Source organism: Wolbachia endosymbiont (group A) of Ischnus inquisitorius, assembly GCF_964026985.1.
GTDB lineage: Bacteria > Pseudomonadota > Alphaproteobacteria > Rickettsiales > Anaplasmataceae > Wolbachia > Wolbachia pipientis.
Window position 1 is genome coordinate 933,648 of the sequence record NZ_OZ034715.1, and the last position, 14,805, is coordinate 948,452.

At 36.0% G+C, this 14,805-nt stretch carries 10 protein-coding genes, 2 rRNA genes and 1 pseudogene; 9 read left to right on the forward strand and 4 right to left on the reverse strand.

All coding sequences use genetic code 11. The annotated features are described in order from the left end of the window. Window positions 1-28 precede the first annotated feature (28 nt). Window positions 29-1,117, reverse strand: coding sequence for a phosphate ABC transporter permease subunit PstC (gene pstC, locus AAGD90_RS04815; RefSeq protein WP_341822187.1), 1,089 nt, complete (start codon window positions 1,115-1,117; stop codon window positions 29-31). A 107-nt stretch (window positions 1,118-1,224) separates the two neighbouring features. On the opposite strand from pstC, the gene rpmH reads away from it, so the two are divergent. The 3 genes and pseudogenes from rpmH to AAGD90_RS04830 all read left to right on the forward strand — a co-directional run bounded on the left by rpmH (window position 1,225) and on the right by AAGD90_RS04830 (window position 2,051). Continuing rightward, window positions 1,225-1,359, forward strand: a complete 135-nt coding sequence (gene rpmH, locus AAGD90_RS04820) for a 50S ribosomal protein L34 (RefSeq protein WP_006279898.1) — start codon at window positions 1,225-1,227, stop codon at window positions 1,357-1,359. Between the two features lie 67 nt (window positions 1,360-1,426). Beyond that, window positions 1,427-1,702 (forward strand): annotated as a pseudogene (gene rnpA / locus AAGD90_RS04825) (ribonuclease P protein component); the annotation flags it as partial. Window positions 1,703-1,787: 85 nt separating this feature from the next. Beyond that, on the forward strand, window positions 1,788-2,051 hold the full coding sequence (locus AAGD90_RS04830) for a hypothetical protein (protein ID WP_341821746.1): 264 nt from the start codon (window positions 1,788-1,790) through the stop codon (window positions 2,049-2,051). Window positions 2,052-2,136: 85 nt separating this feature from the next. On the opposite strand, the gene rrf is transcribed toward AAGD90_RS04830, so the two are convergent. Together rrf and AAGD90_RS04840 are read right to left on the reverse strand one after the other, a co-directional pair. Then, window positions 2,137-2,243 (reverse strand): 5S ribosomal RNA (rrf, locus tag AAGD90_RS04835). A gap of 66 nt (window positions 2,244-2,309) precedes the next feature. Then, window positions 2,310-5,075 (reverse strand): 23S ribosomal RNA (locus AAGD90_RS04840). Between the two features lie 335 nt (window positions 5,076-5,410). Here AAGD90_RS04840 and AAGD90_RS04845 point away from each other — a divergent pair. The 3 genes from AAGD90_RS04845 (at window position 5,411) to guaA (ending at window position 10,795) form a co-directional block, all read left to right on the forward strand. Beyond that, window positions 5,411-6,487, forward strand: a complete 1,077-nt coding sequence (locus AAGD90_RS04845; RefSeq protein WP_341821747.1) for a methyltransferase domain-containing protein — start codon at window positions 5,411-5,413, stop codon at window positions 6,485-6,487. A gap of 58 nt (window positions 6,488-6,545) precedes the next feature. Then, on the forward strand, window positions 6,546-8,330 hold the full coding sequence (locus AAGD90_RS04850) for a ribonucleoside-diphosphate reductase subunit alpha (RefSeq protein ID WP_077188557.1): 1,785 nt from the start codon (window positions 6,546-6,548) through the stop codon (window positions 8,328-8,330). Window positions 8,331-9,232: 902 nt separating this feature from the next. Then, entirely contained in the window at window positions 9,233-10,795 is a 1,563-nt protein-coding gene (gene guaA, locus AAGD90_RS04855) for a glutamine-hydrolyzing GMP synthase (RefSeq protein WP_264373861.1), read from the forward strand. A 32-nt stretch (window positions 10,796-10,827) separates the two neighbouring features. Here guaA and AAGD90_RS04860 read toward each other — a convergent pair whose 3' ends face one another. Next, window positions 10,828-11,535: a TerC family protein gene (locus tag AAGD90_RS04860; protein ID WP_010082284.1), complete on the reverse strand. Its 708-nt coding sequence runs from the start codon at window positions 11,533-11,535 to the stop codon at window positions 10,828-10,830. Between the two features lie 765 nt (window positions 11,536-12,300). On the opposite strand from AAGD90_RS04860, the gene AAGD90_RS04865 reads away from it, so the two are divergent. From AAGD90_RS04865 to AAGD90_RS04875, 3 genes are all read left to right on the forward strand, one after another. Further along, complete coding sequence (locus AAGD90_RS04865) at window positions 12,301-12,861, forward strand: ankyrin repeat domain-containing protein (RefSeq protein WP_264373862.1); 561 nt, start codon at window positions 12,301-12,303, stop codon at window positions 12,859-12,861. Between the two features lie 190 nt (window positions 12,862-13,051). After that, complete coding sequence (locus AAGD90_RS04870; protein ID WP_341821667.1) at window positions 13,052-14,398, forward strand: IS110 family transposase; 1,347 nt, start codon at window positions 13,052-13,054, stop codon at window positions 14,396-14,398. A 15-nt stretch (window positions 14,399-14,413) separates the two neighbouring features. Beyond that, complete coding sequence (locus tag AAGD90_RS04875; protein ID WP_341821748.1) at window positions 14,414-14,734, forward strand: hypothetical protein; 321 nt, start codon at window positions 14,414-14,416, stop codon at window positions 14,732-14,734. The last annotated feature ends 71 nt before the right edge of the window (window positions 14,735-14,805 follow it).

Below are 14,805 nucleotides of genomic sequence, written 5' to 3' on the forward strand. Positions count from 1 at the left end.
TAGAAATTTTGCAACATTAAAACGCTTACTAGTTACGCTTCATTACAAACAATGCAAATGCATTTAATAGCCAAGTAATAATAAACAATACTAAACTAAGCGCATAAGCAGCAAGAGTTTGTACACTATTGAAATCCTGATCTCCGGTAAGTAATGTAGCGATCTGCACGGTAATGGTAGCAACTGAATTAAGAGGGTTAAAAGTCAAATTTGCGTTGATTCCCACAGCCATTAGCACAATCATTGTTTCACCTATCACTCTTGAAATTGACAATAAAATTGCACTTAAAATTGTAGGCATTGCATAAGGTATTGTTATATGCCATATAGTTTCCGCTGGAGTTGCACCAAGTGCCATGAAGCCATAACGCAAGCTTTTTGGAACAGATCTTATGGCATCTTCGAGTAAAGAAATAATAAAAGGAAGAATCATTATCCCAATCGATAAACCGGCAACTAAGGCACTTTCTGAGTGTATACTTAAACCAAAAAAATTTGCTACCTGCTTTATAAAGAAAGACAAAAACACAACCGCGAAATATCCATATACAACCGTAGGAATAGCAGACAAAACTTGCAAAGTTGTATTAACAATATAACGCACTTTCTCACTCGCATATTCACTAATATATATTGCAGAAAATAAACCAAGCGGAACGACAACTAACATTGCTATAATAGTTATAAGTAATGTACCAACTAAAAGCGGCGCTATACCAAAACATCCTATCTTCTCTTCATTGATAGTGACTACATTGTGGCCCCATTTCAAGCAAAACAAGAATTCTGAAATAGCTACTTTATTAAAAAAACTAATGGATTGAATAAAAATAGACAGCATTATAAATAAAGTGATAAAAAATGATATGGCCAAAGCCACAAATAACGAAAGTTTTATTATCTTATTTCTTTTATTTTTAAAGATAAAAGCAAGCATGAAAAAAAGTAACGCTATAGAAATAAAAGTTACAAAACAATTATTATAGAATACTAACAACCAAGTTAGCATCCATACACAACTAAGATATAGATAAGATTTAACCTTATTTACTTCTTGAAACCTACTAAAACAAAATAAAAGGATTAGTAAGACAGGTATGACTATCACCGAATTCATTCTTCCATGCATCAAATTTTATTCTACGAAAATGTCATACAAGTTCACCATTATTTGACAATAAAGTAAAACAATTTAAAATAAATAATTATATTAATATAAAAACAATGAAGAGAACATTTCAACCAAAAAATTTGATAAGAAAGCGCAGACACGGATTTCGTTCACGTATGGCAACAAGAGCTGGAAGAAAAATCCTTAATAGGCGCCGTTCATTAGGGTGTAACAAATTATGCGCATAGTAAGTATAAAAAAAAAGATTTTTCTTCTGCTTTCAAAAATAAGTTAGCACTCAATAGTCTTTTTTATCGTGGGCTTTATATATCACTGTACGCTATAAAAGAAAGAGAACCTGAAAAGTACATTCATACTATTAGAGTAGGTCTGGCTATCAGTAAAAAAACCGGAAAAGCAGCAAAAAGAAATAAAATAAAAAGGCAACTACGAATGCTTGCTAAAATTAGCATTTTAAATATAAGTAATATAGGGCACTACTACATAATACTAACTCATAGAAACATTATGCAAGCAAGTTATAAAAATTTACAAAAAGATCTAACTATTTGCTTAAAAAAGATAAAATAAAAAAAATCTCAATTAAGGTATTTACAACTATATTTTTTATGATAATATAGGTAAAATTTTTAAAAATAGTTAATGGGTGTGGTGAATGGTAGAGCATATAAAAGAGGTAAATAACACAGGCTTTGGTCAGATGTATCAATTCTTATTTCTTCCTAAAGGAACAGGAACAGATTGGAGGTCAGCATTTCGCCAACAAGAAGAATTATTTAAAAAAGTGGGAGGTAATGTAATGTTACCAGAAATCAGTAATTCTCCTTCAAAAGGGAATCAATTAGGGGAAGTAGGAACAATGCTAAATAATGTAGAAAATGACCAAGAACATATAAGAAAAAAAAGATATCGTAGTTAAAGTAAAAACTTAAAGAATAGTAACAAAACAAGAAAGTTAAAATATAAGTATACCTACTGTCTAATTAACAAAGAAATTTTTATAAACTTGGCGGCGACCTACTCTCCCTTTTCAAGTACCATCAGCGCTAAAAAGTTTCACTTCCGAGTTCGAGATGAGATCGGGTGGTTCATTTTTGCTATAGCCACCAAGTCAATAAAAATTTCTAACTTAACAATTTTAACTTAATATTTAACACTGCATACACACATATAGAAAGCAAATAAATCAATCAGGCTATTAGTACTATTTAGCTTCACATGTTACCATGCTTCCACACCTAGCCTATCAACGTGGTAGTCTTCCACGGCCTTAATTGGGAAATCTTTTTGAAGAGGGTTTCTTGCTTATATGCTTTCAGCAATTATCCCATCTATACATAGCCACCCAGCGATGCTATTGGCATAACAGCTGGTACACCAGAGGTATATCCATCTCGGTCCTCTCGTACTAGAGTCAGACCTTCTCAAATTTCCTTCACCCACGGCAGATAGAAACCGAACTGTCTCACGACGTTCTAAACCCAACTCACGTATCACTTTAATCGGCGAACAGCCGAACCCTTGGGACCTTCTTCAGCCCCAGGATGTGATGAGTCGACATCGAGGTGCCAAACGGTGTCGTCGCTATGAACGCTCGAACACCATCAGCCTGTTATCCCCGGCGTACCTTTTATCCGTTGAGCGATGACCCTTCCATACAGAATCACCGGATCACTATGACCGACTTTCGTCTCTGCTTGGCTTGTCAGCCTCGCAGTCAGGCAAGCTTATGCCATTATACTATCAAGCTGATTTCCGACCAGCTCTAGCTTACCTTCGCACGCCTCCGTTACTTTTTAGGAGGCGACCGCCCCAGTCAAACTACCCACCATACAATGTCCTAGTTCCAGATAATGAAACATAGTTAGATATCAAAAGTGTAAAGGGTGGTATCTCAAGGTTGACTCCATTATAGCTAGCGCCATAACTTCAAAGTCTCCCACCTATCCTGCACATCACACTTTTAATAGCAATGTAAAGCTATAGTAAAGGTGCACGGGGTCTCTTCGTCTAACCGCGGGTACCCCGCATCTGCACGGGGAATTCAATTTCGCTGAAGTGATGTTGGAGACAGTGGAGAAATCGTTACGCCATTCGTGCGGGTCGGAACTTACCCGACAAGGAATTTCGCTACCTTAGGACCGTCAGTGTTACGGCCGCCGTTTACTGGGGCTTCAATTCGGAGCTTGCACCCTTCCTATTAACCTTCCAGCACCGGGCAGGCGTCAGACCCTATACTTCCACTTACGTGTTTGCAGAGTCCTGTGTTTTTAGTAAACAGTCGCTACTCCCTATTTTGTGCCACCTACTCATAGTTGCCTAAAAGCAGGTTACCCTTCTTCCGAAGTTACAGGTATAATTTGCCGAGTTCCTTCAACATCATTCTTTCAACACCTTAGTATACTCTACTCATCCACCAGTGTCGGTTTGCGGTACGGCCTCATAAATATAAGTGCTATTTCCTGGAGCTTCTTTTAAGCATAGATCAATCCAATAAGATCTATACAAATACGAAACCCGTCACACTTAAGAGGTTTAGGAATATTAACCTAATTGCCATCGACTACTCCTTTACGGACTCGCCTTAGGAACCGACTAACCCTACGCAGATTAACTTAACGTAGGAACCCTTAGATTTTTGGTGAGAGTGTTTTTCACACTCTTTTACGCTACTTATGTCAGCATTCTCACTTCCGATATCTCCAGCAGTTTTCACAAACCACCTTCACAGACTTACGGAACGCTCCGCTACCGCGCCTATTGATCGAAATCAATAAGCACTCACATCTTCGGTATACAGCTTTAGCCCCGGTACATTTTCGGCGCAGAAAAACTTATTTAGACAAGTGAGCTGTTACGCTTTCTTTAAAGGATGGCTGCTTCCAAGCCAACCTCCTAGCTGTAATGGTTTTTCTACTTCCTTCCCCACTTAGCTGTAATTTTGGGACCTTAGATAGTGATCTGGGTTGTTTCCCTCTTCACCACGGACTTAGCACCCGTAGTGTGCCTGCTGTATAATTAATTGTTGGTATTCGGAGTTTAGTTAGATTTGGTAAGACGGTGAATCCCCCTAGTCTATCCAGTGCTCTACCCCCAACAACATACATACAACGCTCTACCTAAATAGATTTCGCGGAGAACCAGCTATTTCCAAGTTTGATTGGCCTTTCACCCCTAATCACAACTCATCCAATAATGTTGCAACATTAACTGGTTCGATCCTCCAGTGTGTTTTACCACACCTTCAATCTGGTCATGACTAGATCACTTGGTTTCGGGTCTAATCCATAAAACTAAAACGCCCTATTCAGACTTGCTTTCGCTACGCCTACACCTAACGGCTTAAGCTTGCTTCATAGATTAACTCGCTGACCCATTATGCAAAAGGTACGCTGTCACTCTAAATATCAATAAATTGATATAGAGCTCCAACTGTTTGTAAGCACTTGATTTCAGATTCTATTTCACTCCCCTCCCGGGGTTCTTTTCACCTTTCCCTCACGGTACTTGTTCACTATCGGTCGTTAAGGAGTATTTAGGCTTGGAGGATGGTCCCCCCATATTCAAACAGGATTTCACGTGCCCCGCTCTACTCAAGGATTTAAAAACTTTCTACTTATACAGGACTATCACCTTCTATGGTTACTATTTCCAGAGTATTCTAATTCTTATTCTTAAATCACTAGCCTTTTCCGCTTTCGCTCGTCACTACTAACAGAATCTCGGTTGATTTCTTTTCCTTTGGCTACTTAGATATTTCAGTTCACCAAGTTTGCTTTACATACTTAGTACGTAATAACTAGCTAAACTAGTTGGGTTTCCCCATTCGGAAATCTGCGGATCAAAATTTGTTGACAATTCCCCACAGCTTATCGCAGCCTGCCACGTCCTTCATCGCCTCTTAACGCCAAGGCATCCATCAAGTGCTCTTAATAATTTATTTATCCGACTATATGCAGAATATGCAGAGTTAAATATTATTAAAATTGAATTGAGATTAAATTAATCTCTACCATAAAACTTGTCAAACATCTAAAAACTAAATTAATCTTTTATATGTTATAACCTAATAAATAATATGTCAACGCCTTTTTGCACAAAACATTTACTTATATTATCAACAACAATATACTAGCAATCCTAAACAGTATAATCTGAGAAATATGTGGTAAACTTATATATACAGTAAAAATTAATAAAAAAGATATTTTGTAAGATAAAATGTGTTAAAATCAATTGCCTAAAAATGATAATAAACATTCGGAGTATTTCTAACGTATGAAAAGTAATCTCTCTTTTATAAAAAACGTTGCTTTAAATTGTATGTCTAAGCTCATTGGCGTATTAAATATTAAGAAAGTAAAACACTTCATTGTGAATAAATATAATACTCTTCATAAAGAAATGACAGTGCTTCTTAAAAAATCTAAGAACCTGTTAAACACCAACATTGAAATCGGTTTATATCACTTTTATAAAGGTAGCATATCAGATGCAAAGTTACGATTTTGGTTAATTAGCATATTTTACCCCCATTTACCTATAGTCTGGTATAACATCGGAAGGTGTCATTTTGCGGTAGGGAATACTAACAAAGCTTATAATTATTTAACAAGGGCACTAAAATTAGATAATGACCACGAGGAGGCGTCTTACTATATAAAAAAAATGACAAACTCAGCGCCTATTACAGAATTGCCAAAAAACCTCATAAGACAATATTTTGATTACACAGGTGAATATTTTGTTGAGCATTGGTTGATTGCCAAACAATATAGAGGGCATGAACTTGTACACATGATAATTACAAAAATCTTCAACAACTCCACTTCTGAGCTCAATATACTCGACCTTGGTTGTGGAACTGGAATATGTGGTCATTTCTTGAAAATAAATAGTATTGGAAACCATATAACAGGAATTGACATTTCAAGTAGAATGCTAAATATCGCAAGAGGATGCTTTATAAAAGGTAAGCCTGTTTACAATGAATTAATACATATGGAAATGAAAGAGTTTCTTAAACAAGAGAAAAACCAGCAGTATGATGTAATTATCTTTGTTGAAGTGCTACATTATCTACATGACTTTCAAGAAGAGTTGGAATTAGCAAAAAGATCTACGAGCAAAAAAGGAGTTATTGTATGTTTAATAAGAAGAAAGGAAGGTGAAGGTATTGACTTTGTAAACAAAGGAGACTATTTTCGTCACTCAGAAAGTTATGTTCAACATGTTGCAAAAGAAATAAATATGCAAATAAGTTATATGAGTTACTGTAAAATATATGGCAGTCAGGTTGACGGTATCTTGTTTGCATTACAGCATCAACAAAAAAATCCGAAAAACCTAACTTAAAAATCGCTCAAAATGACTTTTAAGTACCTATATATAATAAAAGAATAAAAGGAACTTTATGAATAACATTACCATTAATTACGCAAAGGACAGCAAATTAACCGACTTTGGAAAAGCAGTTCTATCAGACAGGTATTTAATAGAAAATGAAAGTTATCAAGACCTCTTTGCACGTATTGCTAATTACTATTCTGATAATAAAGAACATGCGCAGCGTCTTTATGACTACATGAGCAACTTGTGGTTCATGCCTTCAACACCAATACTCAGCAATGGTGGCACTAAGAGAGGGTTACCTATCTCTTGCTTTCTTAATGAAACCGAAGACAGCTTGCAGGGAATAGTTGATCTATGGAACGAAAATGTTTGGCTTGCTGCACGTGGAGGAGGCATAGGTAGTTATTGGGGAAATTTACGCTCAATAGGCGAAAGCGTAAAGGGTAGCGGCAAAACATCAGGAATTGTTCCATTTATTGTAGTGCAAAATGCTCTAACGCTTGCAATTAGTCAGGGATCCCTAAGGCGAGGAAGTTCAGCAGTCTACCTTCCTGTATCTCATCCGGAGATAGAAGAGTTTCTAGATTTACGCAAGCCAACAGGCGGTGACCCAAATCGCAAAGCGTTAAATATACATCATGCTGTAATAGTAACAGATAAATTTATGCAGGCTGTTGAGAATGATCAAGAATGGAATTTAATAAGCCCTCACAACAATAAGGTTATTTCAACTGTAAAAGCGCGGGATATATGGATCAAAATATTAACAGCAAGAGTTGAAACTGGAGAACCTTACATTATTTTCCTTGATGCAACAAATAACAATAAGCCAGAATCTTACAAAAAGCTCAACTTAGACATCAAGATGTCAAATCTATGCAGTGAAATAACTTTAACCACAGGTTATGATCACCTGAATAAGTCACGCACTGCTGTGTGTTGTCTATCATCCGTAAACCTTGAGTACTACGAAGAATGGAAAGACAATAAACTCTTCATAGAAGATATAATGCGCTTTCTTGATAATGTATTGGAAGATTTCATAAATAAAGCACCGAATGAAATGCAGCGAGCAAAATATTCTGCAGCCAGAGAACGCAGTATTGGTCTTGGTGTGATGGGCTTTCACTCATTTTTACAAAGCAAAATGGTTCCTTTTGAATCAGTAACAGCACAACAATGGAATAAAAAAATATTTAAGTATTTACGCGAGCAAGCAGATATAGTTTCTAAAAAATTAGCAGAAGAAAAGGGAGCATGTCCTGATGCCAAAGAAGTTGATCTAATGGAAAGGTTTACACACAAACTCGCTATTGCTCCTACTGCCTCGATCTCCATTATTGCAGGTAATACCTCCCCTGGAATAGAACCATACGCAGCAAACGTATTCATACAAAAGACACTTACAGGCTCATTTGTAGTGCGAAATAAATTCTTGCAAAAACTATTAGCAGAAAAAAATCAAGACAATGATAAAATATGGTCTTCAATTTCAACAAACGAGGGTTCCGTTCAGCATTTAGATTTTCTTAGTGAGCATGAAAAATTGACATTTAAAACAGCGTACGAGCTTGACCAAAGATGGATTATAGAACATGCAAGTAATAGAACTTCGTATATTTGTCAATCTCAATCAGTAAATCTGTTCTTACCTGCCAACGTACATAAACGTTACTTGCACAAAATACACATGCTTGCTTGGAAAAAAGGATTGAAGAGCTTATATTACTGCAGATCACAATCAATGCAGAGAGCCGATAAGGTCTCGCATGACATATTCAAAAAAAGTGAAATATTGCAACAAAAAACAGATATTGACTACGATGAATGTCTGTCATGCCAATAGCGGCCTTACTCAGAAAAAGTAGAGAGAAAGTTAAGCAAATGGGTAAATAGACTTCTTGCATAACCATATAACGCACTTTTATTGGGAATAGAAACGAAAAAACTTTCTTGACAAACTCCGCCAGCTCCCTTATCATAAAACTGAAGCTATTTATTTATCTTCGCAGTCTGTGCAGGTTAATGACAAAAAACTTAGGGTATTTGGCGTCTCATGTTTAATTTTTCGCACTACGTGCATCGCATGTCTTTAAAAATTTTTAGGTTTTTACCTATATAAGCCGAAACGCGCTTACAAAGCGTTTAAGACAGCAAAAAACGTCAAATTGACAAGGGAGAATTTGAATGCTAGCTACTACGGGGTTTCTTTGCCTTTTTTCCTGCTTAGTAAATTTCTTAAACACTTGCGGTGTAGGTTAGTTGCAAGTTAAAAGCAGCTAAATCGCTCTTAATCAAGCGTTTTAGAATAAAAAAAACGCCGATATTTTAGTACATAGTAAATAGCCAACCACCATGGGGCTTCTTTTGCCTTTTTTTTCATTTGGTAAATTTCTTAAACATTTATGGCTAAACGACAATCGTCATCCCGCTACTTGTTAGCGGGATCTATTGCCGAGATACCGCGAATGAATCGCGGTATGACGGTTCGCGGTGGTATGACGGTTCGTGGCAGCATGAAGATAATCCCGCTACTTGTTAGCGGCTAAGGGATACCGCGAATGAATCGCGGTATGACGATAAGCTCGTCGTCCCGCTACGTGTTAGCGTCGTAGCGGTATGGTGTAGGAAAATTAGCTATATAGCTAACTTGTACCACGCGTTAAAGCTTTTAAACAGGTCTTGGTTTACTTACTCCATTATTTTCTTTATTATCAGATATCATTTTAAATAATATGGAGGAGCAAATTGTCAGCAATTGCCATTATTGATTTTGGTTCACAGTTTACACAGCTTATCGCAAGACAAGTAAGAGGAATGGGCGTTTATTGTGAAATATTTCCAAGCAGCGTCAGTTTTGAAACAATATCAAAATTCAATGGGTTTATTCTCTCTGGAGGACCACAATCTGTAAATGATGATTGTTCTGAAACAAGTAGAATAGTACATGAAATTATAAAACTTAATGAGGCAACAAGCGTTCCTATACTTGGAATATGCTATGGACAGCAACTCATTTGTCATTATTTTGGAGCAAAAGTAAAAGAGAGTTTCAAACAGGAGTTTGGTAGAACTAAAATCAAGATACTAAAAGAATCCCCCATTGTAAAGGATACCTGGGATGTTAATTCTGAAGTGGATGTATTAATGAACCATGCGGACAGTGTTGATACTATACCACAGGGATTTACTGTTATCGCATCAGGTGTGATAAATCAAACAATTGCAATGATTGTCAACGAACAGCGGAAGATTTACTGTACTCAGTTCCATCCTGAGGTTAAGCCCACAACAAATGGCAGTAAATTGCTCTCTAACTTCTTGGATATTGCAAATTGCAAAAGAGACTGGACAATGAAGTCGTTTATTGAGGAGCAAAAGGAAAAAATCAAAAATGTAGTAGGAGAGAAAAAAGTAATCGCTGCAGTAAGTGGTGGGGTTGATTCAAGCGTTGCAGCGGCTCTCACACATAAAGCTATAGGAAAACAATTGAACTGTATTTTTATCGATACTGGGTTGTTACGCAAGAACCAAACCATCGCTATGTTGAAAGAGATTCCGATAAATTACGTTGATAAATCAAATTTATTTTTGAGTAGGTTGAAGGGAATAACTGATCCAGAAGAAAAGCGAAAAATTATCGGTAACACTTTTATTGAAGTGTTTGAAGAAGAAGCAAAAAAAATAGGTGATGTGGATTTTTTGATGCAAGGTACCATCTACTCTGATGTAGTTGAGTCAGGGCATGCCTCAAACAACACTAGTACAATTAAGTCTCACCATAATGTTGGTGGGTTGCCAGAAAAGATGAACCTGAAGCTAGTGGAGCCTTTACGCTACCTCTTTAAAGATGAGGTAAGGCTACTTGGAAAAGAAATTGGGCTTTCAGATGAGATAATATTTCAACATCCATTTCCTGGACCTGGACTTGCAGTGAGGATTATAAGTGAAGTCGATGAAGAAAAGGTGCGAATATTGCAAGAAGTAGATGAAATATATATTAATACGATGAAAAATTACGATCTATACGATAAGATATGGCAAGCTTTTGCTGTATTATTACCAATAAAAACTGTAGGCGTTATGGGAGATGGTCGTACGTATGGATATGTTTGTGCTTTAAGGGCTGTAACATCATCTGATGGTATGACAGCCGATGCATTTCCATTTGAAGATAAGGATCAACACTTGCTAGTATTTTGGGATTTTTTACGCAATGTCGGCAGTATAATTGTTAATAATGTTCCCGGAGTAAATAGAGTTGTTTATGATATCACTTCTAAACCACCCGCAACTATTGAGTGGGAGTAAATCAAAAAGATCCCGCTGCTTGTTAGCTGGATCTAGAGATACCGCGAATGAATCGCGGTATGACGGTTAATTTTCTTTATTTTGCTTATAATTTCCACAAGCAGTGCAAACATAAATGAAGAATACAAATATCCTTTTGGTAATTCTATATGAAATCCATGAAGTATGAGGTACACACCGACAAGTAAAACAAATAAAATGGCGATTATTTTTAACCCTGGGTTAGATTTGATTAACTGGGCGGTATAACTTGATAAAAACAGCATTGCTAGCATGGAAAATGTAAATGCTGTAGCAATTATTACCATGTTATAAGTTAGTGCTATAGCAGTTAATATCGAATCAACCGAAAAAACTAAATCTATTAATATAATTTGTAGCACAACTAAAAAAAATTTTGATTTAACGTTTGCTTTCTTTTTATTTTTCTTACATACAAAGATGTCATCCCGTAACTCCATAGAGCTCTTAACAATAAGGAATAATCCCCCTGCGATCATAAGTAAATCCCTTGCTGATGCAGTGTGAAATATAGGTTTTTGCATTGATAATATAGATGATGTAAAAAATAGTATTACAAAACGCATTAATAGTGCTAATCCAAGGCCCATAAGGCGCACTCTTTCTCTCAGCGCATTTGGTACCTTATCTATTGCTAGAGAAATAAAGATTAAATTGTCTACACTAAGTATAGTTTCAAGTAGTGTAAGTGTCAGTAAAGTCCAAGCATCAGTTAGCATTTTTGTTTCAAATTCGGTTCTTCTTACTCTACAATAGATGTGTAAAAATTAAGTGACTTCACTCAGAAGTTTTATAGCAGTTCTCCAGAAAAACAGGATATATAAAGTTCAGCAGCTTCTTCTATTTTCGTTTTTGAGCAAAATCAATAATAAGAGAGTTTCTTATTTTCATGCACGCAAATAAGATAAAGCCTTATTTTCATTTTTGACTTTATTTGAAAATAATATATACTATAAAAATAGTGTGCTCGGTTGAATGAATGTATATTAAAGGATCACCATCAGGCAAAGTATTCGCTGGTTATCAGGCATTTATACCAAGCCCCTTGCCACCAAAATTTGAATGGGACAATGATTTAGTTAATAGTCTTTAAACCCTTACTTTACTATAAGGAAAGTGGTTGAAAACTTAGGTGTCGTATTTACAACAGCCCAAAGAGCAATCGTAAAGCTTGAAGATTTAGGCATCGTTTCACAAACTTCTCAAGGAAAGAGAGATCGGGTTTATTGTGCAACTGATATTTTGAATATTCTAGAAGAACCAACTAAGATTACAGAGAACTTCGATAGCACATTGTAGCTATTGTGATGAATAAATTCAGCAAACAGCAAGCTTAAAGAGTCTGATCCAATGGACATGCTGAACAAAAAGTAAGGAGCTCCTTTTGGAGGATTATATTAACTTATTAATTAATTGCTTGACTTTTAGCAGGATTTATTATATTATTTATTAATGAGTAATGCAATCAAACCAAGGAGGATAGCATGATAAATAATTTGGATTCAATAATTCTTGGAATAAAAGATGGTGAAAAGGCGATTGAAGATTTAAGGGTTGTTCTTAAAAAAAGAAAAGAAGAAGTTATTACTACACAGACATTTAATTACGCTTTACGATGCCCAAAAACTACAAAGGAAGCGATAGTACACGAAATTCTGCTTCATTTTATACAAAATCCTGGCGAGCAATCACTAGAACAAGTGATACAATGCTTAGATAGAGCAATACAATCTGGGATATATGCAAAAAACAACCCAATAAGAAATCTAGATGAAGAATTTCGTACTCATATAAACTTTAAAGATGAAGAGGGAAATACATTACTACATCATGCAGTTATAGGTAATAAAACTGAAGAAATAACCACCCTTCTTGTTACATATAGTGCAAATCCTTTGATACAAAACGCGGATAATAAAATTCCTTCAGATTTAGCTCAAGGAAAAACAAAAGAAGTGCTTATTAAAAGCCCAGAACAGATAAAATCTGTAAAACCAAAAAGGAACTCCCTCTTTACTTTATGTTCTTTGGGTATAGTGTTATGAAGAAGCGCTTCTGCAGCTATAACCGAAACAATCAATGGTGCTATAAATGCCCGTTTGAAAGCATGGTTTTGGGGGAAATGGTAAAACCATTGATGGAGTTCTTTTTGGGCTACCTCGTTTAGAAGATTGTATAACCTAACCGTCCCAAGCTGAAGTGCTTCTTATCATAATAATATAGGAGGGATTTTATATGGCAGAAGCAAAAAGTAAATTAAAAACAATAAACCTTGATGCAGCAGGGATTGATATTGGCTCGACTGTACATTATGTATGTGTACCTGAAGGAAGAGATGAACAACGTATCCAAAAATTTGGGTGCTTTACAGTAGATCTACACAACTTAGCAAAGTGGTTAAAAAAGTGTCAGGTTAGAACTGTAGCCATGGAGTCAACTGGAGTATATTGGATTCCCTTATTTCAAATATTAGAATCACATAAATTTGAAGTAAAATTAGTAAATGCGCGACATGTCAAAAATGTGCCTGGTAGAAAGTCTGATGTTCAAGATTGTCAATGGCTGCAACAATTGCACAGCTATGGACTGCTTCAAGGATCATTTAGACCGGATAATCAAATGTGTGTACTGCGTAGTTACGTTAGACAACGTGCTAATCTAATTGAAAATGCAGCTAAACATACTCAACGTATGCAAAAAGCGCTAATTCAAATGAATATTCAATTACACAAGGTTATTAGTCATATTACTGGGATAACTGGTATGAAAATCATTGAAGCTATAATTGAAGGCGAAAGAGATCCTGAGAAATTGGCTAAATTCAGGGATGCACGAATAAAAAATGATCAGTCTACTATAGCAAAAGCGTTAGCTGGTGATTATAGAGAGGAACACTTGTTTGTGCTAAAACAAGAATATGCAGCATATACTTTTTTTCAAGAGCAAATAACGGGATGTGATAAAAGTATAGAAAATTACTATAAAACATTTGAAACAAAGTCGAATGAGAACAGGGCATTGAATAAGACACGAAAGAGAAAACAGAAGAATAGTCCAGATTTTGCCGTAGATGAAGATTTATATCGAATAACGGGGATGGATTTTACTAGAGTTCCAGGACTTGATGTATTAAGTATACAGGCTGTCATTTCAGAAACAGGTATAAATCACAATAAATGGAGGACAGAAAAGCATTTTTCTTCCTGGCTCGGATTAAGTCCTGCTAATAAAATTACAGGAGGGAAAATTATTGGAACAAGAACTCGTAAAGTTGTTAATCGTGCTGCAACTGCCTTGCGACTTGCTGCTCATTGTGTATCAAGAAGCAACACTGCACTTGGTGCATACTGCAGGAGGTTAAAGAAGCGACTAGGGATACCAAAAGCGATCACTGCTACAGCAAGGAAATTAGCATGTATTTTTTATAATATGCTAAAATATGGACAAGAATATGTAGAAAAAGGAATGAACTATTATGAAACACTCTACAAAGAGAGAGTAGTCAAAAATTTGACTAAAAAAGCAAAGGAATTTGGTTATATACTAATGAAAGAGGAGCCGATAGATGAAGAAGGTTCTTAGGAGTTTCTTAGAAGTATGAAAAAACAAGCTAATACGAAAAAAGAAAGCGCTATGGTAGGCAGTTTGGTGCCTGGCGTAATAATTGGTGGTTTTCTTGGTGTTGTACTTGGAGCTGATGTGTGTGTTGCAGTAAGTCTTTCTGGTGGTATGATACTAGGTGTAATGATAGCATCTTCTCTTGTTGCTAGTATAGCTATTGGACTGGCCATGTATTTTTTGAGTCAAGACTATGAACAGGCTAAAGCGATAGAAAAAACTATTAGCACTGTTAGCTCTGAAATATCTGTTGATGATACAACTGTCGCAAATGGTAAAAAGGGGCCACAACTTACATAGAAAAAGCTATAGTATTTTTCAAACTAAATAATAAACCTTGTAATTAGGATATTCTGGATTCCAGCGTCACG

What these genes read in the sequence shown, in the direction of transcription:
- pstC (WP_341822187.1), bottom strand. Translation starts at nt 1,117, where the DNA reads ATGAATTCGGTGATAGTCATACCTGTCTTACTAATCCTTTTATTTTGT.
- rpmH (WP_006279898.1), top strand. Translation starts at nt 1,225, where the DNA reads ATGAAGAGAACATTTCAACCAAAAAATTTGATAAGAAAGCGCAGACAC.
- AAGD90_RS04830 (WP_341821746.1), top strand. Translation starts at nt 1,788, where the DNA reads ATGGTAGAGCATATAAAAGAGGTAAATAACACAGGCTTTGGTCAGATG.
- AAGD90_RS04845 (WP_341821747.1), top strand. Translation starts at nt 5,411, where the DNA reads ATGAAAAGTAATCTCTCTTTTATAAAAAACGTTGCTTTAAATTGTATG.
- AAGD90_RS04850 (WP_077188557.1), top strand. Translation starts at nt 6,546, where the DNA reads ATGAATAACATTACCATTAATTACGCAAAGGACAGCAAATTAACCGAC.
- AAGD90_RS04860 (WP_010082284.1), bottom strand. Translation starts at nt 11,535, where the DNA reads ATGCTAACTGATGCTTGGACTTTACTGACACTTACACTACTTGAAACT.
- AAGD90_RS04865 (WP_264373862.1), top strand. Translation starts at nt 12,301, where the DNA reads ATGATAAATAATTTGGATTCAATAATTCTTGGAATAAAAGATGGTGAA.
- AAGD90_RS04870 (WP_341821667.1), top strand. Translation starts at nt 13,052, where the DNA reads ATGGCAGAAGCAAAAAGTAAATTAAAAACAATAAACCTTGATGCAGCA.
- AAGD90_RS04875 (WP_341821748.1), top strand. Translation starts at nt 14,414, where the DNA reads ATGAAAAAACAAGCTAATACGAAAAAAGAAAGCGCTATGGTAGGCAGT.